22 protein-coding genes and 1 tRNA gene are annotated in these 25381 nt (G+C 43.2%); 11 read left to right on the top strand and 12 right to left on the bottom strand.

Annotation, left to right across the window (positions count from 1 at the left end):
- The first annotated feature begins 66 nt into the window (after nucleotides 1-66).
- On the top strand, nucleotides 67-4356 hold the full coding sequence (locus ACO1PK_RS02510) for an Ig domain-containing protein (protein ID WP_423187109.1): 4290 nt from the start codon (nucleotides 67-69) through the stop codon (nucleotides 4354-4356).
- Between the two features lie 175 nt (nucleotides 4357-4531).
- On the opposite strand, the gene astB is transcribed toward ACO1PK_RS02510, so the two are convergent.
- Nucleotides 4532-5875, bottom strand: a complete 1344-nt coding sequence (gene astB, locus ACO1PK_RS02505; RefSeq protein WP_423187108.1) for an N-succinylarginine dihydrolase — start codon at nucleotides 5873-5875, stop codon at nucleotides 4532-4534.
- Between the two features lie 222 nt (nucleotides 5876-6097).
- Between astB and topA the strand changes: the two genes are divergently transcribed.
- The gene (gene topA / locus ACO1PK_RS02500) at nucleotides 6098-8683 is read left to right on the top strand and encodes a type I DNA topoisomerase (RefSeq protein ID WP_423187107.1); all 2586 of its coding nucleotides are present in this window, start codon (nucleotides 6098-6100) and stop codon (nucleotides 8681-8683) included.
- Between the two features lie 62 nt (nucleotides 8684-8745).
- Here the strand turns inward: topA and ACO1PK_RS02495 are convergent, their stop codons facing one another.
- Complete coding sequence (locus tag ACO1PK_RS02495) at nucleotides 8746-9510, bottom strand: hypothetical protein (protein WP_423187106.1); 765 nt, start codon at nucleotides 9508-9510, stop codon at nucleotides 8746-8748.
- A gap of 264 nt (nucleotides 9511-9774) precedes the next feature.
- Between ACO1PK_RS02495 and cysB the strand changes: the two genes are divergently transcribed.
- Complete coding sequence (gene cysB, locus ACO1PK_RS02490) at nucleotides 9775-10752, top strand: HTH-type transcriptional regulator CysB (RefSeq protein ID WP_423187105.1); 978 nt, start codon at nucleotides 9775-9777, stop codon at nucleotides 10750-10752.
- Here the strand turns inward: cysB and mutH are convergent.
- Nucleotides 10749-11420, bottom strand: a complete 672-nt coding sequence (mutH, locus tag ACO1PK_RS02485; RefSeq protein WP_423188260.1) for a DNA mismatch repair endonuclease MutH — start codon at nucleotides 11418-11420, stop codon at nucleotides 10749-10751. The genes cysB and mutH overlap by 4 nt on opposite strands.
- A gap of 382 nt (nucleotides 11421-11802) precedes the next feature.
- On the opposite strand from mutH, the gene rppH reads away from it, so the two are divergent.
- From rppH to ACO1PK_RS02450, 7 genes are all read left to right on the top strand, one after another.
- Nucleotides 11803-12312 carry an RNA pyrophosphohydrolase gene (rppH, locus tag ACO1PK_RS02480; RefSeq protein WP_423187104.1) on the top strand — a complete coding sequence of 170 codons (510 nt, stop codon included), beginning with the start codon at nucleotides 11803-11805 and terminating at the stop codon, nucleotides 12310-12312.
- Nucleotides 12313-12398: 86 nt separating this feature from the next.
- The gene (gene ptsP / locus ACO1PK_RS02475; protein WP_423187103.1) at nucleotides 12399-14657 is read left to right on the top strand and encodes a phosphoenolpyruvate--protein phosphotransferase; all 2259 of its coding nucleotides are present in this window, start codon (nucleotides 12399-12401) and stop codon (nucleotides 14655-14657) included.
- A gap of 91 nt (nucleotides 14658-14748) precedes the next feature.
- Nucleotides 14749-15576 carry a prolipoprotein diacylglyceryl transferase gene (gene lgt, locus ACO1PK_RS02470; RefSeq protein WP_423187102.1) on the top strand — a complete coding sequence of 276 codons (828 nt, stop codon included), beginning with the start codon at nucleotides 14749-14751 and terminating at the stop codon, nucleotides 15574-15576.
- Nucleotides 15573-16421: a thymidylate synthase gene (locus ACO1PK_RS02465; RefSeq protein WP_423187101.1), complete on the top strand. Its 849-nt coding sequence runs from the start codon at nucleotides 15573-15575 to the stop codon at nucleotides 16419-16421. The genes lgt and ACO1PK_RS02465 overlap by 4 nt, the downstream gene beginning before the upstream one ends.
- Nucleotides 16422-16548: 127 nt before the next feature.
- Entirely contained in the window at nucleotides 16549-17175 is a 627-nt protein-coding gene (locus tag ACO1PK_RS02460; RefSeq protein ID WP_423187100.1) for a FlgO family outer membrane protein, read from the top strand.
- Entirely contained in the window at nucleotides 17172-17834 is a 663-nt protein-coding gene (locus ACO1PK_RS02455) for a FlgO family outer membrane protein (protein ID WP_423187099.1), read from the top strand. The genes ACO1PK_RS02460 and ACO1PK_RS02455 overlap by 4 nt, the downstream gene beginning before the upstream one ends.
- An 88-nt stretch (nucleotides 17835-17922) precedes the next feature.
- A complete protein-coding gene (locus ACO1PK_RS02450) occupies nucleotides 17923-18618 on the top strand; it encodes a FlgO family outer membrane protein (RefSeq protein WP_423187098.1) in 696 nt (231 codons plus the stop codon).
- Nucleotides 18619-18856: 238 nt separating this feature from the next.
- Here the strand turns inward: ACO1PK_RS02450 and ACO1PK_RS02445 are convergent, their stop codons facing one another.
- The 6 genes from ACO1PK_RS02445 to ACO1PK_RS02420 form a co-directional block, all read right to left on the bottom strand.
- Complete coding sequence (locus tag ACO1PK_RS02445) at nucleotides 18857-19720, bottom strand: hypothetical protein (protein ID WP_423187097.1); 864 nt, start codon at nucleotides 19718-19720, stop codon at nucleotides 18857-18859.
- A gap of 181 nt (nucleotides 19721-19901) precedes the next feature.
- Complete coding sequence (locus ACO1PK_RS02440; protein WP_423187096.1) at nucleotides 19902-20705, bottom strand: hypothetical protein; 804 nt, start codon at nucleotides 20703-20705, stop codon at nucleotides 19902-19904.
- A gap of 31 nt (nucleotides 20706-20736) precedes the next feature.
- Nucleotides 20737-21141, bottom strand: coding sequence for a hypothetical protein (locus ACO1PK_RS02435; protein ID WP_423187095.1), 405 nt, complete (start codon nucleotides 21139-21141; stop codon nucleotides 20737-20739).
- 84 nt (nucleotides 21142-21225) lie between these two features.
- Complete coding sequence (locus ACO1PK_RS02430; protein WP_423188259.1) at nucleotides 21226-21474, bottom strand: tyrosine-type recombinase/integrase; 249 nt, start codon at nucleotides 21472-21474, stop codon at nucleotides 21226-21228.
- A gap of 306 nt (nucleotides 21475-21780) precedes the next feature.
- A tRNA-Arg gene (locus ACO1PK_RS02425) sits at nucleotides 21781-21855 on the bottom strand.
- A 57-nt stretch (nucleotides 21856-21912) separates the two neighbouring features.
- On the bottom strand, nucleotides 21913-23067 hold the full coding sequence (locus ACO1PK_RS02420) for a flagellar assembly protein T N-terminal domain-containing protein (protein ID WP_423187094.1): 1155 nt from the start codon (nucleotides 23065-23067) through the stop codon (nucleotides 21913-21915).
- 203 nt (nucleotides 23068-23270) lie between these two features.
- Here ACO1PK_RS02420 and ACO1PK_RS02415 point away from each other — a divergent pair, with 203 nt between their 5' ends.
- A complete protein-coding gene (locus ACO1PK_RS02415) occupies nucleotides 23271-23729 on the top strand; it encodes an LPP20 family lipoprotein (RefSeq protein WP_423187093.1) in 459 nt (152 codons plus the stop codon).
- Nucleotides 23730-23738: 9 nt separating this feature from the next.
- On the opposite strand, the gene flgN is transcribed toward ACO1PK_RS02415, so the two are convergent.
- From flgN to flgA, 3 genes are all read right to left on the bottom strand, one after another.
- Nucleotides 23739-24173, bottom strand: coding sequence for a flagellar export chaperone FlgN (gene flgN, locus ACO1PK_RS02410; protein WP_423187092.1), 435 nt, complete (start codon nucleotides 24171-24173; stop codon nucleotides 23739-23741).
- Nucleotides 24170-24490 carry a flagellar biosynthesis anti-sigma factor FlgM gene (gene flgM, locus ACO1PK_RS02405; RefSeq protein WP_423187091.1) on the bottom strand — a complete coding sequence of 107 codons (321 nt, stop codon included), beginning with the start codon at nucleotides 24488-24490 and terminating at the stop codon, nucleotides 24170-24172. Before flgM ends, flgN begins: the two co-directional genes overlap by 4 nt.
- Nucleotides 24491-24568: 78 nt before the next feature.
- Nucleotides 24569-25279 (bottom strand): flagellar basal body P-ring formation chaperone FlgA, encoded by a 711-nt coding sequence (gene flgA, locus ACO1PK_RS02400; RefSeq protein WP_423187090.1) that lies wholly within the window; start codon nucleotides 25277-25279, stop codon nucleotides 24569-24571.
- Between the last annotated feature and the right edge of the window lie 102 nt (nucleotides 25280-25381).

The raw sequence follows: 25381 nt of genomic DNA, 5'->3' as shown, positions 1-25381 counted from the left end.
CAACTTAATTATTAGTTTAATATAAGATATAGATGTGAACTATTTTATAATACTAGGGAGAGTTTCATGCGGTTGATCCAATACTTAATGTTTGGGTTTTTTGCCACATTATTGTCAGCGTGTGGTGGTGGCGGTACTCTAGAAAGTGGTGGTACGAATAACGGCGGAGGTTCTTCGCAGGATAATTTTCAGTTATCCTTGGTACTACTAAATTCATCAGGACAAGAAGTCAGGCAAGTAAGTGCTTCTGAGCCTGGAACGCTTAGAGCGACCTTACGTCGAAATGGTCAACCTTTTTCGAATCAGCTCATTCGTTTTAATTTAGACGGTAATGTTGGGGTGTTATCACCAACAGGGGGTACCGCAAGAACTGATGCAAGTGGAATTGCAACTATTCAGCTGTTGCCTGGCGCAAATGCCGGGTCTGGTCAAGTAACTGCCCGTTTTGATGCTTCTTCTACTCAGGTGGTTACCTCAAATCCTTTTGTTTTTGATGCTGTAGTATCCGCGGGTTTAAATGCTCAGCTTTCAGTAACACTGACTAAGCATGATGGCACTAACACTCGTGAAGTATCTCATTTCTCCCCTGCAATCGCTGAAGCAAGACTCTTAATTGATGGCTCTCCTGCGGCATTTCAATTAATCAATTTTCAGTTGGGTGCTCTAGGCGTACTTAATCCAGGTAATGGCTCAGCGATGACTGACGCAAACGGTATTGCGAGGATTGACGTTATTGCTGGCAATGTAGCGGGTGCAAGCTCTATAACGGCGAACTTCTCTTTATCTTCTCAGCAAACCATAACAGCTTCTCCTTATGTGTTTACGACAGCTGGCGATTCACCTGCACAGGGTGACAGTACTGCATTTAATATTAGTCTTTCTATGACAAATTCTGATGGCGTCATGATTAGTCAGATTTCAAATGCTACACCAGGGGTTGTCAAGGCTGTTGTAACCAATAGCTTGGGGCAGCCAGTGAGAGGTCAGGTGATATCTTTTAGCTCTTCGCTTGGACGAATTCAGCCTGCATTTGGTACTGCCCTGACGAATGAAGATGGTGAAGCCACCATAAGGTTAACAGCAGGAACTGTTCAAGGTGCAGGTAGTATTGAAGCAAGATATCAAGCTCGTTCACAAAGTTTAGGTTTTACGACTGCTGGTGATGAGGTTATAAGTCAGTATCGTTTAACTTTAGAAATGCGTGATAACAATAATAATCCCACACGTTCTGTTAGTAAAAACGCTCAAGGCCAACTTGTTGCCACATTAACTTTTGATGGTACAGTCTTATCTAATCAATTAGTTAAATTTGAATTAGTTAATGAGGTAGGTGAATTAATACCTTCTATTGGAACTGCAAGAACTGATAATAACGGAGTTGCTGTACTGAATTTGTTTGCAGGTAATGTGGCAGGCGCTGGTATGGTTACCGCTACTTATGAGGCTGTAGATGAAACAATTTCTTCGCTTGGTTATGTGTTCGAATCAAGTGGTGATCAATCAGCTGAAACCAGTGTCTCAGTGCAATTAGTCGATAACGAAAACGACCGGTTAGAGGTTCGTACTGTTGACTTCAATAACCCAAGAAAAGTGTTAGTCACATTGACTCAAGGCGGCATTGCAGCACCATTTAAACTTGTTACAGTTGAAAATCGATTCGCTGGTTTGCTTAACCCTACATCTGGGCGTGTAATGACAAATGCTAATGGTGAAGCATGGTTAGATCTAAGAGCTGGTTTTGTAGCTGGAGCGGGTGAGATTATAGCTAATTTTGTTACCGATGGTGGGGTTACGCTATCCAGTGATACCTTTACGTTCAGCAGTGCAGGGGATACTCCTGTCCCTGGCACTTCTCCTGCTTTCTCCATAGATTTACAGTTGATTTCCTCTGTCACAAATACAGTAACAAGTGAGATTGCTGCAAATAACCCAGGTCAAATTGTTGCTACAGTTCTTGATGATCAAGGCCAACCTGTGATTAACAAAGTTGTTAGCTTTAATTCTACTTTAGGGAATTTACGTCCGGCTGCAGGTACTGCATTAACGGATGCTTCTGGTGTAGCAAGGATTAATTTTGCAGCGGGTACAGCAGAAGGTGCAGGAACGGTTACGGCACAATATGAAGGCGTGTCAGAATCTATTGGTTTTTATACCAGAGGAGATGAAGTCGATCCTAGCCAAGTTGTTGCTGCAGTGAATTTCCGTTTATTAACGAATTGCCCAGCTGATTTTAGAACAAATCGAAATCCAGCCAACTGTACAGAAACAACCAGTATCTCTGCTGAGCAACCTGGCATATTGTTTATAGAAGTTACTCGCGAAGGCTCAAATACGCCTTTAGCTCAAACTTTAGTGTCTGCTGAAACTACTTTGGGAGCTATTAGTCCAAGAACAGGTACAGCTATTACCGATATTAACGGCATTGCGCTGTTAGATTTAGTTGCAGGTCGAGATGTTGGTGCAGGTGAGGTTACCGTTACAGCCATAAACACCAATAGAGTTAAAGCGTTTGAGATAGGTGCCGTTGAGGTAGAAATTTCTGTTACTTCTAGTTTAGGAGTTAACCAGACACTTTCAGCGGGTTCAACGGCATTGATCTCGGTAGAAATTACTCGTAATGGCGTACTTTATAATCCTCCACTTACCGTTGAGTTTACTTCTGGTTGCGTTCAAGCTGATTTAGCGGTGATCGATGGTGTTGTTACTAGCATAGGCGGTGTTGCTCGTTCCACTTATCGTGCTGCGGGTTGTGTTGGCTCTGACTTGATTACTGCAACCGTGATTACTGGTGGGAATACGGTGAGCGGAACTGTGACGGTTAATGTATCTGAAGCTCAGCTAGGATCTATAGAGTTCCTTGACGTATCAGCACCTTTATTAGCATTAAAAGGTACTGGCGGTGCAAATCGCACAGAAACTTCTGTAGTTAGATTCCGCTTGGTTGATGCTAATGGTAACCCAATAGCTGGTAGAGAGGTTGGATTCTCGTTAAGTACCAGTGTTGGTGGCTTAGAGTTAGCCCAGCTGTCAGGATTTACCAATGCTGAAGGTATTGTTCAAACTGTAGTACGTTCAGGTATAGTGCCAACTCCTGTAAGAGTTTTAGCTCGCAGTGAACAAACCGTCGGCGGTTCAACGGTAGTGGTTACAGCTCCTTCTGACGCGATGAGTGTTAGTACTGGCCTTGCTGATCAGAATAGCTTCTCATTGTCACGTTCTGCTTTTAACGTAAGTGGCTTGGGTACTGATGGTAATGAGGTTGATGTGACGGTTTTCCTTGCCGATCACTTTAATAATCCAGTACCTGATGGCACAGTTGTAAACTTTATTGCGGAAGGTGGTTCTATTGAGTCACAGTGTAATACTGAGAATGGTCGCTGCAGTGTCAAGTGGAATTCGCAGAATCCGCGGCCGTTCACGGCAGTTAATTATGCAAACACAATTTTTGGTAAGTGTGATGCAGGTAAACCTTGTCCATTCGGTATTGTAAACAATGATTTAACGGTTGACCGGCCATTAGGTGGTCGCGCGACAATTACTGCCTATGCCATCGGTCAAGAATCCTTCTCTGACTTAAATGGCAACGGTCGCTTTGATCAAGGTGAGTTTGTTCTTGCTTATGATTTAACAGAAGCTTTTACCGATCATAACGAAGATGGTGTTTTTGGTGGTAAAGCTTGCCTTCCTGGGGATCTTAGTGATCCTTGCTCTCCTGCTAACTCCAATGGCGATGAGTTTGAAGAGTTTATTGATTTTAACTCTGATGGTTCCTTTGGAGCAGCTAATGGATTATACGATGGCTTGCTATGTCGACAAGAAGATGCTGATTTAGGACGATGCTCACGTGATTTGGTAAATGTTTTCCAGAATCAAGAAATAATTATGTCTGGTGATGAGGCTTATTTCCGTTTGGTTACCTATGCAGCTGATTGTGCTGCCATACCAGGTGTTACGGCTACGCCAGTAAGGATCAATGCAGATCCTACAAGTGCCTTTGCTTTAGAAGTGCAATCTGATGCGAGTAGCAGAAGAATGTGTGAAGTGTCCGCCGTGGATTTAAGTTCAGGTCAGGCATCTTCAGTGAGCTTAAGGTTGTATATTGCGGATATTTATAATAATCCGTTACCTGCTGGAACAACGGTAGATGTTTCTACAGACAACGGTGTGTTATTTGGAACGGATAGCTTTACTTTCCCTAATACCACAAGCCGAGTGCCTTTAAGTATCTTCTTTGGCTTAACCAGAGAGCCTGCAACAGGGGGGAATGAGCGTCAGAATGGATTCTTATCTATCAATGTGACTTCGCCATCAGGTTTAGTTAGCGGTAAGTCCATCCCGGTTGCTGATGACTTGTAGTAAATTCGTTAGGATGTTTAGGTAATCCTTAATGTAAAAACCACTGCTCAGCAGTGGTTTTTTTATCGTATAAAACAGAGAAAACGCCGTGAGCAGAGCGAAGCGAAGTCGTGGGGCGTTCACAAAAATAAAAAGCCCCTTTCGGGGCTTTTCTATTTAGCACAAAGAATAAACTTTAAACACGTTGGAACTGATAAACCGAACCTAACTTGAGGATTTGCGTTAGCTCATCTAAAGCCGAACGGCTTTCAATGACTAACTGTGGATCCGCTAAGTCTGCTTCAGTTAATCTGTCACGATAATGCTTATCTACCCAAGTATTTAAGGTGATAAATAGCTGATCGTTCATAAGTACCGCAGGGTTAACCGCTGCACGCTCTTGCTCATTTAAAACAACACGTAAGCGTAAACATGCTGGCCCGCCACCGTTTTGCATACTCTGTTTTACATCAAAGTATTTAACTTGCTTGATTGGCGTATTTTGCTGGCAAAGCTCAGTTAAATAGCGATAAACCGCAGGGTTTTCTTGGCATTCGGTTGGGGCAATAATGACCATTTCGTCGTTCGGTAAATTAATCAGCTGCGTATTAAACAAATAGCTACTGATGGCATCGGCGACCGAGACTTGCTTATTGGCAACTTCAATAAAGTGCAAGGGTGAACTATCACCAAACTTGCGTTGAATCTCTTGTAAGCCTTGTTGGGTATTTAAAAAGGCTTGTTCGTGGAAAAACAACACATTACGATTGCCGACCGCAATAACATCGTTATGGAATACACCTTGATCGATCACGGCAGGGTTTTGCTGTAAGAAAACCGTATTGGCTTCACTTAAGCCATGTAGCCTTGCGACCGCTTGGCTTGCCTCTAAGGTTTGGCGAGCAGGAAAACGCTGTGGAGCAGGTTTATTATTATCAAAGGCGTAGCGGCCATAAACAAAGAGTTCTACGCCACTTTTGGCATAATCGCTACAAAGCCTTGTATGGTTTGCCGCACCTTCATCGCCAAAGTGATCATTATCTGGCAGATGTTGGTGATGGGCAAAATACTGCTCGTTAGCAAACATCGCTTTTAAGATCCGACCTGTTGTTGTCGGTTCTAACGAGCGGTGAAATTTATTGGTTAAGTTGGCAGGCGTAAAATGCACACGGCCATCCGCAGTATCAGCGCTTGGCGATACGGTAGCGGCATTTGCTGTCCACATACTAGAGGCTGAGCAAACGGCCCTTAAAATTTCAGGTGCTTGGTCAGCTGCAGCGCGAATCACTTCACTATCTGAACCCGTAAAACCTAAACGTCGTAATGCATTTAGATCAGGCCTTTCTTGTGGTGCTAACACCCCTTGTACCATACCGAGATCATGCAAGGCCTTCATTTTTTGCAGACCTTGCTTTGCGGCCTGCTTTGGGCTTGAATGATTACGGGCATTATTAAGCGAGGCTACATTGCCGAGTGATAAACCGGCATAATTGTGGGTAGGACCCACTAAACCGTCGAAATTTGCTTCATAAGCTTGCATTTATATTATCCTTATCTAGTTGCGACACTGTTTTTGTTATTTTTACGGCCGCATGATGTTATGCTTCATTTTTTTGAGTAGTGTTTGGCCAAACTCAATGAAAAAGCAGGCCAAAAGGCATAATAATCAACTTATGCTCTTGTCACAACTGCGGTTTGCGGATATACGTTTAAAAAGGGCGCTAAACTGATGGCGCTGGATTAAAGGATCTTTGGGTTAAAAATGGCGAAATCACTGGTAATAGTCGAATCTCCGGCAAAAGCAAAAACCATCAATAAATATCTGGGTAATGACTTTATTGTTAAATCCAGTGTTGGGCATATTCGTGATCTGCCCACCAGCAGCACTAAAGATAAAAGCAAAACTGCGGATAAAACGCTGACTAAAGAGCAAAAGGACTATCAGGCGTTAGTCGATCGCATGGGCATTGACCCTGCCAATGGCTGGAAAGCGCGCTATGAAATTTTACCGGGCAAAGAAAAAGTCGTTAAAGAACTGAAAGCGCTGGCTGAAAAAGCCGATACCGTTTACCTCGCAACGGACTTAGACCGTGAAGGAGAGGCCATTGCTTGGCACTTACGAGAAATTATCGGTGGCGATGATGCGAAATTTAAACGCGTGGTGTTTAACGAAATTACTAAAAATGCCATTACGCAAGCCTTCCATGAACCGGGAAAACTGAATTTAGACCAGGTAGATGCTCAGCAAGCACGCCGTTTCTTGGATCGGGTTGTCGGTTTTATGGTTTCCCCTTTACTGTGGAAAAAAGTGGCAAGAGGGCTTTCTGCTGGTCGAGTTCAGTCTGTCGCGGTAAGGCTGGTTGTTGAGCGTGAACGTGAAATAAAAGCCTTTGTGCCAGAGGAATATTGGACGATAGCGGCCGACACCTTAACGTCTGCCAAGCAGCCGTTGCAGCTTGCCGTGCAAAAATACTTAGGCAAAACATTCAGTCCAATTAACAAAGCTGAGGCTGATCAGGCACTCGCTGCGTTAAAAGCCGCTGATTATCGTGTGGTAGAGCGGGAAGATAAACCTAGCAGCAGTAAGCCACAAGCGCCATTTATTACCTCTACTTTGCAGCAAGCCGCGAGTACACGCTTGGGTTATGGCGTAAAGAAAACCATGATGCTGGCGCAGCGTTTATACGAAGCGGGCCATATCACCTATATGCGAACCGATTCGACCAATTTAAGTACGGAAGCGGTCGCAAACTGTCGTGATTATATTGCTAAGAAGTTTGGTCAGGCTTATTTGCCGGCAGAGCCATTAAGTTATGGCAGTAAAGCCAATGCGCAAGAAGCTCACGAAGCTGTAAGACCTTCAGATGTATCGGTGCTTGCTTCTGATTTAAGCGATATGGAGCAAGATGCCCGTAAGCTGTATGAACTGATTTGGCGGCAATTTGTTGCCTGTCAAATGCCACCTGCGTTATATGATGTCACCAATATCACTGTGGCAGCAGCCGATTATGAATTAAAAGCCAAAGGCCGCGTGTTACGTTTCGATGGTTGGACTAAGGTACAACCAGCCATAAAACGTAAAGGGGATGAAGAAAACGAATTGCCAGATGTGAAAGCGGGTGAAGTATTGAAACTGGCAGACTTAAATGCAGCCCAGCATTTTACTAAGCCACCTGCTCGGTTTAGCGAAGCGAGTTTAGTAAAAGAGTTAGAAAAACGCGGTATTGGGCGGCCATCGACTTATGCCGCTATTATTTCAACCATTCAAGAGCGTGGCTACGTCCGCGTTGAAAATAAGCGTTTTTATGCGGAGAAAATGGGTGAGATCGTCACCGACCGGCTGGTTGAGAATTTTGATGACTTGATGAATTACGATTTTACGGCCAACATGGAATTGAAACTGGACGATATTGCCAAGGGGCAGCTCAGTTGGCGTCAAGAGCTTGACGAATTCTATCAAGGCTTTAGTAGCAAGTTAAAAACGGCTGAGTTAGATCCAGAACACGGCGGCATGCGCGTAAATCAGTTTGTTTTAACGGATATTAGCTGCCCTACCTGTGGCCGACAAATGGGTATTAGAACCGCCTCCACAGGGGTGTTCCTTGGCTGTTCAGGCTATAACCTGCCACCGAAAGAACGTTGTACTACAACCATGAATTTGGTATCTGGCGAGGAAGCGGTGAATGTTGCCGATGAAGAGCATGAAACAGAGGTACTTCGCAACAAGAAGCGCTGCATTAAATGCGGCACCGCTATGGACAGTTATTTGATAGATGAACATCGTAAGCTACACGTTTGCGGTAATAATCCGCAGTGTGATGGTTATCTGGTCGAAGACGGTAGCTTCAAGTTAAAAGGCTATGAAGGCCCGGAAATTGAATGTGATAAATGTGGCGCGCAAATGCAGTTAAAGTCAGGCCGCTTTGGCAAGTATTTTGGTTGTACCAATACGGATTGTAAAAATACCCGTAAGTTACTGCGTAATGGTGAGGCGGCGCCGCCAAAAGAAGATCCAGTGCATCTGCCAGAGTTGAAATGCGAAAAATCAGATACTTACTTTGTGTTACGTGATGGCGCTGCAGGGCTATTTTTAGCGGCTGCGACTTTCCCGAAATCACGCGAAACCCGCGCGCCATTGGTCAGTGAATTAAAACGCTATCGCGAACTGCTTTCGCCTAAGTTTTATTATCTTGCGGATGCACCAGCTACTGATCCGGCCGGCAATCCTGCTATAGTGCGCTGGAGCCGAAAAACAAAGCAGCAATATGTTATGACAGAGAAGGAAGGCAAGGCGACAGGTTGGTCAGCTTGGTATGAGCAAGGTCGTTGGGTCGTTACAGATAAGTAGCTAAGTGTGTTACGGCGGGTAGAGCATGCTGGCTACCCGCTGTTATAACGTATTAAAGCAGATTACCATTTGCGTTTTGGTGCAAATAACTCGTCAATGTCTTTGTTATCTTTCTCACCACGTTTGGCAATATCTTTAGCATTGCCCTGTTTTAATTCTTGAGTAATTTCTTCAAGTGCCATACGGGATTCAGAAATACGATTGGTAATATAGTCGTTTTGATGACTTGTGGCGTTAAGATAAGCCAAAGCTTTTTCGTAATATTGTCTGGCAGAGCCCAGCATCGCGTTGGAATGGGCACTTTTACCACGTTTTATTTGGCTTTCAACATTAATTCTAAGTTGTAACAAATCTAATCTTCGATCTTCGTCAATCACTAACTGAGTTTCAACGTGGCCACGAGCATGCTCGGCTCTAAGCATATTTCTAAGCTTTTTGATCCCTTTGATCATTGCAATTAGTTGTTGATCATTATCTGGCAGCGCCACATTATCAGCAACGATTTCCCCTGATTTACTTAACGTTGCCACACGAGTTTCTGTTTCTTCTAATCGATGTTTTAAATCTCGCTGCCCAGGTTCTAGTTCGACCATGGCTTTTAATAAATAGGCTATACGTTTGAGGAGCATTAAAGAAACGCCCGCAGATAATGGCACGTTTGCTGCGTTGAAGAGGATTTCTTCTGACTCCTCAAGTGCATGGCGAAGCTTAGTAAACTCAGCACGTTTGAGTGCTTGAATCCGCTCGCGATGTTGTTGCACTACATTAACTGTAATGGCAATAATCACCAGTGCTACGATAAGCGTGATGATTAGGGCTATGACCATTTAGACCTCTTTTTCATTTTGTCATGGTGCTATCTTAATCGTAAAAGTGTTTCTATACCAACTTAACTGTTTTCAACGTGTTGTAAAACGACTCAGCTTGTTTATCAGACTAGCAAAAATCGCACCATAATCCACGTGTTATTTGTGACTGAACTACGACTTTTAGCTAAAACATTTTGTTATAGATATTTCTCATATAAAAAGTTATTGGAATATTCAGCAACTACGGTATATTTGCAGATAAAGTATGAAAGGCGTCAGAATATGAAATTACAGCAGCTGCGTTATATTGTCGAAGTGATGAATCATAACCTTAACGTATCTTCCACTGCAGAGAGTTTATATACCTCACAGCCCGGAATTAGTAAGCAAGTTCGCATGCTGGAGGATGAGTTAGGTATCCAAGTATTTGGTCGCAGTGGCAAACATTTGACGCATGTGACGCCTGCTGGTCGCGAAGTCATTGAGATTGCGCAGCAAATTTTAGCTAAGGTTGAAAATATCAAGGCGATTGCCAAAGAGCACACCTTGCCTGATCAAGGCAAATTAAATATCGCTACAACTCATACCCAAGCACGCTATGCGCTTCCGCCAGTGATCCGTAGTTTTATGCAGAAATTTCCAAGGGTGTCATTACATATGCATCAAGGAACCCCTCAGCAAATTTCTGAAGCGGCTTCTCGAGGCGACGCTGATTTTGCAATTGCTACTGAAGCTTTACACTTATACAGTGATTTGGTGATGTTGCCTTGTTACCACTGGAATCGCAGCATTATTGTTCGTAGAGATCATCCTTTAGCTCAGCTAAACCAGCAAGTAACGGTCGAGGATGTGGCTCGCTTTCCCATTGTTACTTATGTGTTTGGTTTCACAGGGCGCTCAGAACTTGATCGAGCATTTGCAGCAAAAAATTTAGAGCCGCATATTGTTTTTACGGCTACTGATGCTGATGTGATTAAAACCTATGTTAGATTAGGCTTGGGTGTAGGTGTGATTGCGTCGATGGCAATTGATCCTGAGCTTGATAAAGACTTAATGATGATTGATGCTAGCCATTTATTTGAAGCCTCTACGACAAAAATAGGTTACCGCAAAGGGGCCTTTTTAAGAACTTACATGTACGATTTTATTGAGAGGTTTGCACCACATTTAACCCGTGATGTTGTAGAGAAAGCCAATGCTTTACGAAGTCAGGAAGAAGTAGACCGTATGTTTAGTAAATTTGACTTGCCGGTACGTTAAGTTAATTGAAAATGCTGTTGCAAAATAGCCTCAGTAAAGTGGCTTTTTAGGTAAAAGCCTCTGGGCAGGGTGTGAATGGGCTCGCCATTTGCACCAACCGCCCTTGTCAGCGCTTTACTGTCGGCGCCTTTCGGGCGTAATTGTAAGACTTTTCCATGTGCTCCACGAATCTTGGCAATACCTCCTAAACTAATCAACTCCATCAGCTCTTCCCAATCTTGCTGCAACAAGGCTTGCTGCTCTAGACTTGGCTGCCATAAAAATCCTTGGCCAATGACGCGCTGTGCTAAAGGAATGTGTCGCTCTGCTAAAATAGGCAACCACAAAACATGGCTGAGCTTACGGCAGACCCAAGAGTCTTGCCATTGCTGGCCAATTACTCCGGTGAGCGGCGCCAAGCAGACATAAGTGCTCTCTAACGGTTTACCCAGTTGATTAATCGGCAGTGTTTTCAATTCAATTCCCAGATCGGGGAAATCAGGGAGTGCTTGTGAGCCTGCAGTTGCGCCCAAAGCTCGCTCCATTAATTGCCCCACCCAACCTTTATCTCTATTTAGGTTAGCAGGCACGGCAATGTGTAAATCAGCCGCTAACTGGCCCAGTGTTAAACCCGCTATTTGTTGGCAAGTGTTGAGTAGATCGGCGGTCGAGCAGGGTGTGGCAAGCATAGGGACAAACATTAACCAATAATTCCCCATACCCTAGCATCTTTTTCTATTTATGGCTGCTTAAAATTACAGCAAACTGACTTATGCACATAGCGGTTTAAAGTTTTTATCTGGTTAAAACTAAGCAATCTTATGAAATATATAGAGAAAATAGCATAGCGTTTCACGCTGTTATTCTAGAAGATTAAGTTATTAAGTGATTAACTTATGCTTAATAACAGCTTTATGCACAGGTGCTGTGAAGAAGTGCACATTCACTTGTCGATTTGCTGCGCATATGTGGATAAGTTTGGCGTGGTTTTTTAAAAAATACCGTTTGCTGCGAGCACGACTTTGTGAAAGAATCCTTTACATAGCAAAGTTTAGAACGCTTGAGGTTTGTGTGATCGATGCCGAGGGTTTCAGACCCAATGTCGGCATAGTGATTTGTAACACCCATGGACAGGTGTTTTGGGCGAAAAGATATGGCCAACATTCCTGGCAATATCCACAGGGCGGTATTGATGACGGTGAAACAGCCGAAGAAGCAATGTTCCGCGAGCTACATGAAGAAGTCGGTTTAAGACCTGAAGATGTAGAAATTATAGCAACGACGAAGCATTGGTTACGCTATAAACTGCCTAAGCGGTTGATCCGCAAAGACAGTAACCCTGTGTGTATCGGACAGAAGCAGAAATGGTTTTTACTGCGTCTTACCTGTCGGGAAGAGGATGTTAATCTGGCGAAAACCAGTCATCCGGAATTTGATAGCTGGCGTTGGGTCAGTTATTGGTATCCGGTGCGGCAGGTGGTTTCTTTTAAAAGAGAAGTGTATCGCAAGGTTATGAAAGAATTCGCTCCGGTCGCTTTGCCGTTTGTCCGCCGAGACGTAACAAATAAACGTAGAACGTAAATAAAAACGTTAATCTGCTAAAAGTCATACTGTGAAGTACGGCTTTTAGTCGTAAGGGCAATACCATTAAGAGCAATGGGGTTACTATGCTAGGCCAGTTAAGGCGTATTGTTCAGGATGTGGCACAAGAGCCGATACTTAACAAAGCTCTTTCTGGCCTCGTGAGTAGCGTAAAGCAGGCCTTAGCCACGGAATGCTGTTCAGTATATTTAGCCGATTACCAGCAACAACATTTTATGTTAATGGCCACCGATGGTCTAAATCAAGACGCGGTCGGCCAAGTTGCTATTGGTTTTTCTGAGGGCCTTATTGGCTGGGTTGGCCAGCGTGAAGAACCCATAAACCTTGCGCAAGCCCACTTACACCCGCGCTTTAAAGTCACTCCTGAAGTCAGCGAAGATAACTTTTCTGCTTTTTTGGGATGCCCGATCATCCATCATCGTAAAGTGTTGGGTGTGTTAACCATTCAACAATCTGCTGAGCGGGTGTTTAATGAGGATGAAGAATCCTTTCTGGTGACACTCGGTGTGCAACTTGCTTCCGTTCTTGCTAATGCAGAAATGCGAGATGCCGCTAGCCGTAGTTCAACTCTGCTGCAGCAAGCCACGCAACTTCAGGGGTTGCCTGGCTCGCCGGGTATGGCAATAGGTGAAGCCTATGTTACAGAGCCCGCGAGTGATTTTTCTGCTATTTCCTTAAAACGTGCTGATGATCCAGAAAAAGAACTGGCGTTGTTTTATCGTGCAGTCAAAATAACCAAAGCAGAATTTAATCGTCTGGCTGAACGGATGTCCAGTCATTTACCTGCTGATGCGCTAGCTATTTTTGATGTTTATCACCAACTATTGGATGCCGCGAGTTTAGGCCGAGAAATCGAACAGCAAATTGCCGAGGGCTGGTGTGCTAAAAGCGCGTTAAAACGCGTGGTGGAGCGTTTTGCCAGGCAGTTTGATGATATGGACGATCCTTATCTGCGTGAACGCGGTTTGGATATTCGTGATTTGGGACAGCGTGTTTTAAATAATCTCTTAGACACCGAACAACGTCGAGCCAAGTTACCTGAAAAGGTTGTGTTAGTCGCCGACGAAGTCACCGCAACAATGTTAGCCGAAGTACCAAGAGAGCAGTTAGTTGCGGTGGTCTCACTTCGAGGCTCTGTTAATTCTCATGCAGCAATAATGGCCAGAGCGCTAGGCATCCCTGCGGTTATGGGCGTGAATGAACTGCCGTTATTGCACTGGCACGAGCAACGAGTCATTGTTGATGGTTATCAGGGACATATTTTATTATCGCCGTCTGAAAGTATTTGTAATGAATACCAGCGTCTAATTCGTGAGGATGTTGCCCTTAACGCGCAATATCAACAAGAGATTGGTTTACCTTCTGAGTCGCAATGTGGTGAGCGTTTTAAATTTATGGTTAACTCTGGCCTTGCGGTTGAGCTGGAGTATGCCAATGCGCAGTTTACCGATGGTGTCGGTTTATACCGTACCGAGTTTCCCTTTATTATTCGTAACCAATTCCCTACTGAACAAGAGCAAGTTGAGTTATACGAAAAAGTATTAGCCAGCTACCCGGAAAAACCTGTTGTTATGCGGACGCTGGATGTTGGGGGCGATAAGGCTTTACCCTATTTTAGTATTATTGAAGAGAATCCGTTTTTAGGTTGGCGCGGTATTCGTTTAACCTTAGATCATCCTGAGATTTTTTTAGTGCAGATCAGGGCGATGATTCGGGCTAATACTCATCATCAAAATCTGCATATTCTGTTACCGATGGTCTCTGATCTTGCTGAAGTGGATGAAGCCATTCGCTTAATTAAACAAGCGTGTTTTGAAGTGAGTGATGAACTGGGTATTGCGTTAGCAAAACCGAAAGTGGGCGTGATGATTGAGGTGCCGTCTGTATTATATCTGTTGCCAGAATTAGCAGCGAAGGTCGATTTTTGTTCGGTAGGCACCAACGATTTGACCCAATATTTATTGGCGGTAGATCGCAACAACGCCAGGGTGGCCAATCTTTATGATGCGTTACATCCAGCGGTATTAAGAGCCTTGAATCAATTGGGACAGCAAGCAAAAGCCTTAGAGTTTCCAATCAGTATCTGTGGTGAACTTGGAGGGGAGCCGGCGGGCGTGTTGTTACTTGCAGCAATGGGTTTTCGTCGTTTTAGTATGAATAGCAGCAATTTAGCACGAATAAAATGGTTGTTACGGCGGGTGGAATTAGCGGATCTAGAATTATTGTTACCAGAAGTACTTTGTTGTCATTCGCCTAAGCAAGTGCGGCTGCAAGTGCAGCGTTTCTTGGAGCATAAACACTTGTTAACTCAATTACGTGCTTAAGTTGCAAAACCACCGTCACGCGTTTCTTAGTTCATTTAAATGAGTATTCTTCGCGACCCACCAAGGGCGTGTAAATGCAGTAAGGATTATTATGTCAAGTTCGCCCATTCCTTTTCCAAATATTGATCCGGTCATGCTCGATCTTGGCCTGATTAAAATTCATTGGTACGGCATGATGTATCTGGTCGCGTTTGGTTTAGCTTATTGGCTGGCGCAACGCGCTGCGGCTAAGCCTGGCTCTGGCTGGACTAGTGAGCAAGTGAGTGATTTACTTTTTTATGGTTTTCTCGGCGTGATCTTGGGCGGGCGTTTAGGCTATATCCTGTTTTATAATTTTGGTCAGGTATTACAAGACCCACTTTATATGATTCGCATTTGGGAAGGCGGGATGTCTTTCCATGGTGGCTTAATAGGGGTGTTAATTGCTATGGCCGTTTTTTCTCATAAATATCATAAAACCTACCTTGCTTTAGGCGACTTTGTTGCGCCTCTCGTGCCGCTGGGGCTAGCCGCTGGCAGAATAGGTAATTTTATCAATGGTGAGCTTTGGGGTAGAGCAACGGATGTGCCTTGGGCCATGGTGTTTCCTTCTGGCGGCAATATTGGGCGTCATCCTTCACAGCTTTATCATGTTGCGTTAGAAGGCCTATTGCTATTTGTCGTGATCATGCTGGTGCGCCGGATGCAGCCTGCGACAGGTGTGGTCGGTGGCGTGTTTCTGATCGGTTATGGTGTGGCACGTTTTACTGTAGAGTTTTTCCGTGAACCGGATGCGCATCTAGGCGTGTTATCTTTGGGTATGACGATGGGGCAGTGGCTGTGCTTACCCATGATCGTTGTCGGTTTAGCCATTGTCATTTTTGCGGTTAAACAGTCCAAACAGACGACGTATGCTAAACAGGCTGGAGTTTCAAAATGAATCAATATCTACAACTTTGCCAGCGTATTATTGAGGAAGGGGTTTGGGTGAATAATGCCCGCACCGGTACCCGCTGTTTGACGGTGATTAATGCCGATTTGCAGTATGATGTCGCCGCCAATGAGTTTCCGTTGTTAACCACACGCAAGAGCTACTACAAAGCCGCTATTGCTGAACTGCTAGGGTACTTGCGTGGTTATGACAATGCGGCACAATTTCGTGCCATAGGCTGTAACACCTGGAATGCCAATGCTAACGAAAACCAAGCTTGGCTGAATAACCCACACCGTAAAGGTGAAGATGATATGGGGCGAGTTTATGGTGTACAGGGCCGAGGTTGGCTGAAACCTGATGGTAGCAAGCTAGATCAATTAGCAAAGTTAGTGGCGAATTTAAGCAAGGGTATTGATGACCGTGGCGAAATTTTGACATTTTACAATCCCGGCGAGTTTGAATTGGGTTGTTTGCGGCCTTGCATGCACACCCATACTTTTAGTTTGTTAGGCGATACCCTATACCTTACTTCTTATCAGCGTAGTTGTGATGTGCCTTTGGGCTTGAATTTCAATCAGGTGCAGTGTTTTGTCTTGCTCGCATTGGTTGCTCAAATAACGGGGCACAAAGCCGGCAAGGTATTTCATAAAATCGCCAATGCGCACATTTATGAAAATCAACTTGAGCTGATGAAACTGCAGATCCAACGTCAGCCTTACCCATCACCTACATTACACATCAATCCAGAAATCAAGACGCTCGCCGATATTGAAAGCTGGGTCAGTGTGGACGACTTTACGGTTGAGGGTTATCAAAGCCATCCTGCAATTCATTATCCTTTCAGTGTGTAGTCAATAAATCAGCCTTATTTCTGGCGTAGTTTTTGCTTGCTGCTCTATATCGTAAAATGAAAAGTGGCGCGCCTGTTACTTGGTGCGTCTACTGCAGAACAAGTATAACAACCAGAATGAGGTGGTTATGAGATATCCATTAGCCGGCGTGATGTTAGTACTGCTAGGTGGTTGCGCTTATTTTAATGAGCCGGATGAAACCGTTACCCTGCCAGTGCGGCAAGTCTCTGCCGTAGGATTAAGTCCTCAATCGCTGGGGTTTTACACTGAGCGGTTAGCTAATCAGCTGTTTAATGAGTTAGCAAATAGCCAGCATGCGAAACAGACTGAGTTAGCTGTAACGAGTTTTTTACCGATAAGGCCATTAAGTTTGTCTAAATTGAGTGCGCAAGAGATTGAGTTAGCCAATCAACTGGCTGAGAGCATGTTAACTGAAGCGGTGCAGCGAGGTTACGCCGCAGTCGATATTCGGTTAAGACGTGAAATATTGCTGCAAGCGGATCATGAGCAAGCCTTATCTCGGCAGCTGACAGAACTAAAACAACAACACCATGCCAGGCTGTTACTCAGTGGTACCTACAGTGCGCAGGAAGATGGCTTTATTGTGAACGTCAGACTTATCGATATAGTGAATCAGCAGGTGCTGGCGGCAGCAACAGATTATGTTCCAGATAATGTACTTTGGAGTGCAGAAAAAATGCGCACCCGTGGCAATTATTTTTACCGTAGTGATCGAATCGGAGAGCGGCAATGAAAGTGTATTTCACCAGTTCTATATTATTGCTGGCGTTGACGGCTTGCGTGCAGCCCGTTAATAAAACAGCAAAAGTTGTTCCTGAGAATGCCGTCAGCATGCGCGGAGAGCTAGCAAGAGAAGAGCGCATTAATAACCAACAAGCCTTTTCTCCCGCTTCGGTGACACAGCATTATCGTCATACACCAGTGGTTACCCTAGACCAGTATGCTCGAAATTTAGTGCATGAGCTTATGGCCAACCATCATCGGGTGGAAGAGCAAGCCATGGTTGCCGTAACGGATTTAGCCTTTATTGATACCGATTTACAGCAGGGCTCGGTATTTACCAATCATTTAAGTGAAGCCATTATTTATGATTTGCATTTATTTGGTGTACCCGTATTGGATTTTAAAGTAACCGATTATATTCGTGTGACTGAAAAAGGTGACTTTGTATTAAGTCGAGATTTTAATGAGCTCTCGGCCGAGTTACCAATTAAGTATGTCGTTACGGGCACTGCGACTTATCATCAGGCGGGGATCATGTTGAATGCGCGGTTAATTCAAATTGATAATAAAAGAGTGATCTCTGCGGCAAGAACCTTTGTTCCAGCAGCGGTGTACAATGCGATTTTGCAACAGCATAACGATGCTAGCTTAAAACTGAAGCAAGGTTAGCCCCTTGAAAGATTATTAAAGAAATTCAGTATGAGGTCGAAATAGAGCTAACATAGATTACAGCTATGTGAGTTTTAAGGAGACCTCCATGATAAAAAAGAATGTGCTATGGCTTGGCTTAGTAGCATTATTAACCGGGTGTTATAGCCATCATCGCGTGGAAGATGCCTACACCCGTTGTGATAGCAGCGGCAACTGTGCGACTGAAATACGCCGTCATCATCACGACCATGTGCAACAAGAGGTGATTACGCCACTACCCACCACTACGATGAATTCAGCCAGCCGCCAACATGGCTGGGCAGTGCCTTATCAATACGTAACCAGCTTACAGTCTAATAAACAGCTAAACGATTATGTGGCACAAATGGCCATGCAATTAGTCGAGACTTTTCACCATTTTCCAACGGAATCCCGCGTTGCAGTTGCTTCTTTTGTAGACTTAGATAGCGAGCTAAATCGGACCAATATCATAGGTAATCAATTAGCTGAAGCTTTTATTCATCAGTTTCAGCAGTTCGGCATCAGTGTGGTAGATTTCAAAACCACTCGAGACATTCAAGTTACGCCTAATGGTGATTTTGTCTTTAGTCGCAATCATAGTCAGCTAGATGCCTTACAACAAATTGATTTTGTGTTGTCTGGTACTATGGTGTTTGGACCAAGAGGCATTATGATTAATGCCAGAGTGATTAACTTCCGCACTAAGGTAGTTGTAGCTAGTTCGCAACAACTGATCCCTCACTTTGTGATTAGTTCGCTGTACCCAGGTATTGTGCGTTAAAAACGGCACCTGTAACTAATACAGGTCTGCCCAGCTGTGAGCAAGACGAAGTGGCGCGGAATCTCGCGCCTAAGCTGCTTGTGTTCACACATAAAGATTTAGACATGGCGCTGTAGAGTTCGGCAGTATCAAGATAGGATCAGCAATATTACCCTACTGGTCAGGAATGAACTATATGCATTGCTGCCGAAAGATGAAAACTCTAACGAAGATTAGCCTTTTAAAAGCATTTAAAAATCTAGTTTTTAATGTTTTCGAGTTTATAAGGATGTGCTTTTAAAACTTCTATTAAATCATAAAGATTTTTAGGGAAGTACACATCTGGGCAATTTTGAAAAATGTCGATATAGAGCGCATTAGCATTATGGCCTAAGGGATAATATGAATAGCGGCGATATGTTTTTATGGTATTTTTATAAATTTCATTATAAGCCTCAGAAATTTTAGACTTCTGTTTATGCCCTGAATAAATGCAATAAAGAACGAATAGCATATATGGAGTAAGGAGCGTTACATCGTAGAGATAAACCAAAAATCCCACCGCATAAGGGGCCACCCCTTTGAAAAATAACCAGACCAATCTTAACCATGGATGTTTGCTATTATGTAAAAATAACTCATGGCTTGGATTTAGAGCTTTAAGAGTATCGTATGCTTTCCTAAATGTAACAACGGTATTTGCCATATCTTCATAAAGATAAGCATCAATTAGAAGGTTTGTTAATGCAGGTGTATGAAGGTATGGTGTTGCAATGTAGTCTGTTACATATCCATCAAAATAATTGTTAAACGTAGGGGATGGCCGAAATTTAGCATCAGACAAAATTCCTTCTGAAGTAAATTGATGCCGCCAGAAGGTATTAGGATCATCTTGAACTTCAGTAAAAGGCTTAAAACTCTTTACTAAGCCATCAAATGTATCTCTTGCGTAGTCTAGAGTGTTGTTAAGTTCCAGCTCGCTAAGCTGGTTTTGGCGAGCATAAGCTACAACATTTGAGATCACTTCAGCTGATAGACGATATAAATCGTTGCTCTTGGACTTGCTGTTAAATGGATACCAAGCATTTGATGGGTGTAGAGCTGCTAAATAGTGATCTTCCATGATAAATCTCGAGTTTAAATAACGAATTTTCCAAATATATACTCTGTGAACTTAACTTGTCCAACATTTACAGGCTGTTTGTGTAATCAGCTAATTGCGTGGGAGTTTAATTCTATTACAGTCGGCTCAGGTAAAGTGACGCTGCTATTGCACATTCAATGGTCTGTAAGGTTTTCATTTGCTAATTAAGCCGCCCATAGTGTGTAACTCTTTCTTTCGCCATTAAACAAGTAGCAATGTAATCGTTGGTTGGAAATGGCAGGTCCGTATCTAAATCGTATTCACAAAAGTATATTAGTTGATTTATTACACTGTATGCCAATTGTAAGTGTTTAAAGGGTTTGAGTTCTTCATAAGCTATTGCCCAAGCTCTGTTTTTGATATTGCTAAAAAAGGTATCAGGGCTGTTGATTATATAACCCATATTCACCCTAAAGCTCAGTTCATCTGATAACTTAAAAGAGTCAACAAATACTCCCTCGATTTGCCTATCATCAAGTTCTTTTGAAGCTCGTTTAGTAAGCTCGGTGAGTTGTTTAACTTGGTAGTTAAACCAGTCAATATCAGTGGTTTTATCAAAATTGTTGTTGGTGTTGTTTTTGAAAAGTGTTTTGTAAAATTTATACTTGTCAAAAAACGTGATATCTAACTCTGTCTCCATCTCCTTAAGTAGTTTTATAAATTCTTCTCGATGTTTTAAGGCGTTAGAAAATGTGTTTTGTCTTTTGGATTCTTGTATGGTTACTAATGTCTGCTCTGAGCGATGAATTGCTGCAACCAAGGCCGTTGCCGGTATAGATAAGCTGGCAAGGGATAACGGTAATTTAAAATAATCTAGAAAAGTATTTAACCCATGCTTAGTTAAATCAAAAGTTAGGTTGTTATAATAATCTATCCAGATACCAAGCCCTAGCCCCAATAATATTGGCAAAACGAGAGCAAACCAAAATTGCCAAAGCTGCATAAGCGTTTTATTTTCACGCATCCAAACCTCCATTTAGAAAAACTCCTTAAACTTAGCTCTCAAAAACTTTAAATGCTGCACTAATACCTTGTTCTACAATGACAGGGCCAAACTTAATAAGTGCTTCTTTAAACTTTTTAACACCAGTTGGCGTGCAAAGCTCAATATAAAATTGACCACCAACAGGTGATAGTAAAAGCTGCTTGCAATCCAGAGTCATCTCTTCATCATTAAATTGATAACCCCAGTTATCACCATTTGTAGATAAATAATCAATAATCAAACCTGAACGCCATAGTTCATCCATGTGATATTTAAATTTGTTCATATCGCCATCAGATATGTTTGCAAGATCAGCATTGCAAACTTGCTCCATAAGTTTGTCACTAGCAATTCCGTCGTAGTTCTTTTCACTAACAAGACTAAGAATTTTTTTTAAATACTCTGCATCAATCATATTTAATCCCTAAACCGCTTTTAATCCAAGCTTACCAGCCTTTACTATTTTACCAGTAGCCAATTCCTCAATATGATTACTCCACTACGCTATTAGCACACTCCGACTATCTAAATAGGTTGCTCGGTTATATGCTGCCCGTACTTGGTTTTTATCATGGTGCGCTAATGAAGCCGCTATAACATCATGATCAAAGCTTTGTTCGTTTAGCGTGGAACTGGTTAGCGCCCTTAAACCATGCGATACCAATATGCCTTTATAGCCCATTCGTTGCAATGCTCGGTTGGTCGTTTCAGAATGTGTGGACTTGCCTTGGTTGCGTTCGCTGGAGATTCACATCTTGCTACCCGCGGTTGAAATTATCAACTTTAAACCGTCAAGATCGTACAGCGAATACTGTTTTTTTGGCCTTGGCGTTTTCAACTCTTTATCGCTTAAAGTTTTTTATTGCCATTTTATACCCTTTGGTAACACAGCTTGATAACACAAAAGTGTTGTGTTACATCCTGTGTTATTAAAGACTCAGATTGGTGTAGTACTAACCCGAACCCAACTGAACAAGTATCCAGCCTGTAGGCTTTGATGTTAGCGGGTTTGTGAACTTTGGCGAGCTTTAGCGGAAGTCTTTGAACTGGTCCGTGGCTGCCCCAACAGGAATCGAACCTGTAACTGCCCCTTAGGAGGGGGCCGTTATATCCATTTAACTATGGGGCAAAGGTGCGAGAAGTCTAACAGAATAAAGCATTTATGTGAACTCTTCGCCTAAATGCTTTAGCGATTCACAACACTGACAATGTCACCGACCTGAATATGATTGATTAGTTGTTGTGAAGCAGATGCTGCCCAAGCACCCTCTGCGGTAACTTCGGTGATGGTCAACTGTATTGGGCTATCTACCAGCCGCCGGATATTGGCATGCTGCGGATCGCGTTGCACTTGAATAAGGCTGATGTGATCGCCAACCGTTAAACCATGGATGTTACCTAGTCGAATATGTATTTGTTGCTGCTTGACTTGTTGAATTGCTGCCAGCAAGGGCTGGCACTGTGTCTCTTGTTGAATGTCGAGTGCCACAGCTCTTAGGGTTTGATCAATTTTCTGACCATACGGCATTTGCCAAAATGCCATACTATGGCTAGAAGGAGTGTGTTTATCTTGATCAGGCCAGTGGCTACTGGTGCGGTATTCACGTTGAAAACGTATTCTGCGTTCGAAGGTGTCAAAAAGTTGTACTTCTAAAGCAAAAAAACGTTCACGCACGCTACTCTGCCAGAATTTACTGGCTTTGCTGCCTAAAGATAAATCATAAATATTCGCTAATAAAATAAATTGCTGGCCTTGTTCAAAGAATTGTTCTGCAGCGGCCAGATCTAACTGCTCAGTAAACAGTGGTTGAGATTGCTGTTTAAGAAGCAGTGCAGGTGCAAAATCTTTTAAATGCGCTGCTAGCTGTCGGCTGCTGTGCTCACCGAGTTGAAAAAGCTGGCCATAAATTGCATCTTGTCGTGCCGCTAAATGGATATCGGTAAGCAGTAAGGTATTGCGATAGCGTGTATTGCAACTGCTAGCAGTTGGAACTATGTGTGCTTTTAAGGTAATAAACACTTGTTGATTGCTATGTGTTTCGGAGATGAGTTGCACCTGCTTCAGTTCTGCTGAACTGCTTAGGGTTACCTGATGATGCTGTAATATGCCTTGAATGACCTGTTGCTGACTTTCGAGTCTGGCTCCTGCAAATAGGGTGGCACGTTGCAGCGCATCTTCAATTGCGGCTCGTCTTGCATGGTTTACATCGCCGCGCTCAATTCTTGCTTGACCAGTTGCTTCATACCAATTGGCATAAAGAGGCTGGCTGGCAAGCATATTTGCTAAGCTAAGCATCAAACCTGTTACTACAGTGAACCTTGTTTTTTGCCACACATTCATGGTTAAGCTACCTGCTGCTATTGTCTCAGTGTTAGCGACTGAGTATTGCTGACATCTACGCCATTTAAAGCAATTACTATGCCGAAAACGATGTTGGCTATTACAGCTATGGCGCACTTTTTGCTTTGTGAATGCTAAAGAGATGCAGCAAGGCATCAGCGCAAATTAAGCAAGCGAGATTATTCATTTAAAAGGTGATTGCGATGAGAAAATTAGGCTCGATTCTGCTGTTGAGCATTTTGGTTAGCGCTTGTAGCCAAGTAGCTGATCGGCATATTGAATATCAACAAGAAACACCGGTGACTTTTCCGGTAATCACTGCTTTAGGCGCCGCGCCGATTTCTGCTCAGCCGGGTAGCAGTGATACCCAACGCAAGCTAATGGCAATGCGTGCTTCCAAGCTTGAAGCCTACCGCGAGCTTGCTGAGCGTGTTTATGGTCAAAGAATTGACAGTAGCAATACGCTAAGGTCGATGGTCGCGCAAAATGATGTATTAGAAGCCTCAGTACAAGGTCTTATCAGAGGTGCAAGAGTGGTAAAAACCTACGCGGTGGAAGATATGTATGTCACTGAGTTAGAGTTAGATTTTGCTGAGGTATATGCCACTTTACAACATACACAACCAAAGCAGAATGTGAGAAGCGTACGTTATTTCTTCTAGGTAAACCGCTTAAGCCTTGATGCCGCCGCCTTTATTTTCAATTGCGGGTTTTCCTTTGCTAGTATAAGTTAAACCCGATTTTCCCCGACTGGCTAGAATGTCATTTTTGAGTCTGTCTAGTGTTAACTGACTTTGTTCTAACACTTGCTGATTGACCGCTGTTTGTGATTTACATTCTTCTAAACGTGCATCAAGTGCGCTAACTAAATCCAAAAACCATGCTTCTTGCTGACAATCAGGTAAACCGCTTGCAGTAGCAAGTTGATCATCCGTACTTTTTATCTCAGAGAGCAGCTTGGTTTTTTCACCGGTTAGGGTGTCTAAGGCAAGATAATCGCGTGATACTAAGACATCTAATTCTTGGCGCAATAACAACAAAAGCGCATCCAATTGCGCTTGTTGTTGTTTTAATAAGGTTAGGATCTGCTGTTCTGTTTCGGTCATTTACGTTCGAATAAATCGCCTTCGAATTGCATGATACGTTTAGCAAGCAGTTCAACATTGATTTTGTATTTACCATCGGCAATGGCTTGCTTAATCTTGTCGACTTTCTCTTGGTCAATACCGCTGCTATTTGCCGCTTTTTCCTGTAGTTTAGAAAACTGCTGCGCTTGTGGCGTTATTGAAACTGAGTCTTGCTTTTGTAAAGCCTGACTAGTGACATTTTGCTGCGTTACCGTTTGCTGGCGCTGTAGCGCTTGGTCCGCTTTATCTGCCTTTACCTGCGCGGTATTTGGCAGGTTATTGATATTTATAGCCATAATAGAACCTCATCACCTAAACCCTAGTCCTTATGTTTAGGTTAACGGCTGCTACATAAAAAACTTTAGCATTATTTGCTAAAATTTTACCCTAACCTGATTAACCCCAACCACCTCAGTTTGTATGTTGCGGCCGGATTGTTGATTCTTTACTGTAACCGTATCGCCCAAAGAACCGTCTTGTTGGGCAACGCCACTGGCGGATACTGACAAACCGTTGTTACTTATTTGTATTGTAACAACATCACCACGGCATACAAGACAAAGTTCTTGTAAGCTGATAATTTGTCCAATGCTAACGCTGCGTCTACTTCTACTGCCAATAATAGTAGCAGGTTCTTGGATAAACTGCCCTCTAACTAGACGCCTTTCTCGCCGTTCTATTTGTAACATATCGGCAGTAATGACTGTACCAAGATTAATATTTTGTTTTGCAACAACTAGCTCCAGCCATTCAGTGACTCTCAAGGGAAGAAAAAGCTGCCACGGCGTTGGTGCTGAGCAATTAATTTGCAGCGTCGTTTGTCTGGCATTATGGTTTGCTGGCAAACTAAACACCAGTGGCGTGGCACATTCTTTTTGACCAATTCTGTTATCCAGAGCAGTAATACTTAACTCTGTCTCGGAGTTATCGGTTAATAATTCATTCTTAGCCCAAGCACTAGCGAGCGCAGTGAGCTGTTCTGGCGTATACCGATAGGATGTTTCGGTCAAGGCAAAACTGGGGTTACTTAGCCATAAAAAAATAGTTAAGCTGAGATATATAAGAAAATTTTCGTACTTTTTCATATGGTTTGGCTATGCTTTAATAGTAAAGGGTTATAACATGCATTGTAAGGTCTTAAACTCCAGTTCTCTGACGCTTGCATGGTTGATATGCAATTACCACGC

The sequence above is a fragment of the Alishewanella sp. d11 genome, assembly GCF_049390205.1.
GTDB lineage: Bacteria > Pseudomonadota > Gammaproteobacteria > Enterobacterales > Alteromonadaceae > Alishewanella.
This window is presented reverse-complemented; position numbering and strand designations above follow the sequence as displayed.

Coding starts and splice junctions, on each gene's coding strand:
- ACO1PK_RS02510 (WP_423187109.1), top strand. CDS start 67: ATGCGGTTGATCCAATACTTAATGTTTGGGTTTTTTGCCACATTATTG.
- astB (WP_423187108.1), bottom strand. CDS start 5,875: ATGCAAGCTTATGAAGCAAATTTCGACGGTTTAGTGGGTCCTACCCAC.
- topA (WP_423187107.1), top strand. CDS start 6,098: ATGGCGAAATCACTGGTAATAGTCGAATCTCCGGCAAAAGCAAAAACC.
- ACO1PK_RS02495 (WP_423187106.1), bottom strand. CDS start 9,510: ATGGTCATAGCCCTAATCATCACGCTTATCGTAGCACTGGTGATTATT.
- cysB (WP_423187105.1), top strand. CDS start 9,775: ATGAAATTACAGCAGCTGCGTTATATTGTCGAAGTGATGAATCATAAC.
- mutH (WP_423188260.1), bottom strand. CDS start 11,420: ATGCTTGCCACACCCTGCTCGACCGCCGATCTACTCAACACTTGCCAA.
- ptsP (WP_423187103.1), top strand. CDS start 12,399: ATGCTAGGCCAGTTAAGGCGTATTGTTCAGGATGTGGCACAAGAGCCG.
- lgt (WP_423187102.1), top strand. CDS start 14,749: ATGTCAAGTTCGCCCATTCCTTTTCCAAATATTGATCCGGTCATGCTC.
- ACO1PK_RS02465 (WP_423187101.1), top strand. CDS start 15,573: ATGAATCAATATCTACAACTTTGCCAGCGTATTATTGAGGAAGGGGTT.
- ACO1PK_RS02460 (WP_423187100.1), top strand. CDS start 16,549: ATGAGATATCCATTAGCCGGCGTGATGTTAGTACTGCTAGGTGGTTGC.
- ACO1PK_RS02455 (WP_423187099.1), top strand. CDS start 17,172: ATGAAAGTGTATTTCACCAGTTCTATATTATTGCTGGCGTTGACGGCT.
- ACO1PK_RS02450 (WP_423187098.1), top strand. CDS start 17,923: ATGATAAAAAAGAATGTGCTATGGCTTGGCTTAGTAGCATTATTAACC.
- ACO1PK_RS02445 (WP_423187097.1), bottom strand. CDS start 19,720: ATGGAAGATCACTATTTAGCAGCTCTACACCCATCAAATGCTTGGTAT.
- ACO1PK_RS02440 (WP_423187096.1), bottom strand. CDS start 20,705: ATGCGTGAAAATAAAACGCTTATGCAGCTTTGGCAATTTTGGTTTGCT.
- ACO1PK_RS02435 (WP_423187095.1), bottom strand. CDS start 21,141: ATGATTGATGCAGAGTATTTAAAAAAAATTCTTAGTCTTGTTAGTGAA.
- ACO1PK_RS02420 (WP_423187094.1), bottom strand. CDS start 23,067: ATGAATGTGTGGCAAAAAACAAGGTTCACTGTAGTAACAGGTTTGATG.
- ACO1PK_RS02415 (WP_423187093.1), top strand. CDS start 23,271: ATGAGAAAATTAGGCTCGATTCTGCTGTTGAGCATTTTGGTTAGCGCT.
- flgN (WP_423187092.1), bottom strand. CDS start 24,173: ATGACCGAAACAGAACAGCAGATCCTAACCTTATTAAAACAACAACAA.
- flgM (WP_423187091.1), bottom strand. CDS start 24,490: ATGGCTATAAATATCAATAACCTGCCAAATACCGCGCAGGTAAAGGCA.
- flgA (WP_423187090.1), bottom strand. CDS start 25,279: ATGAAAAAGTACGAAAATTTTCTTATATATCTCAGCTTAACTATTTTT.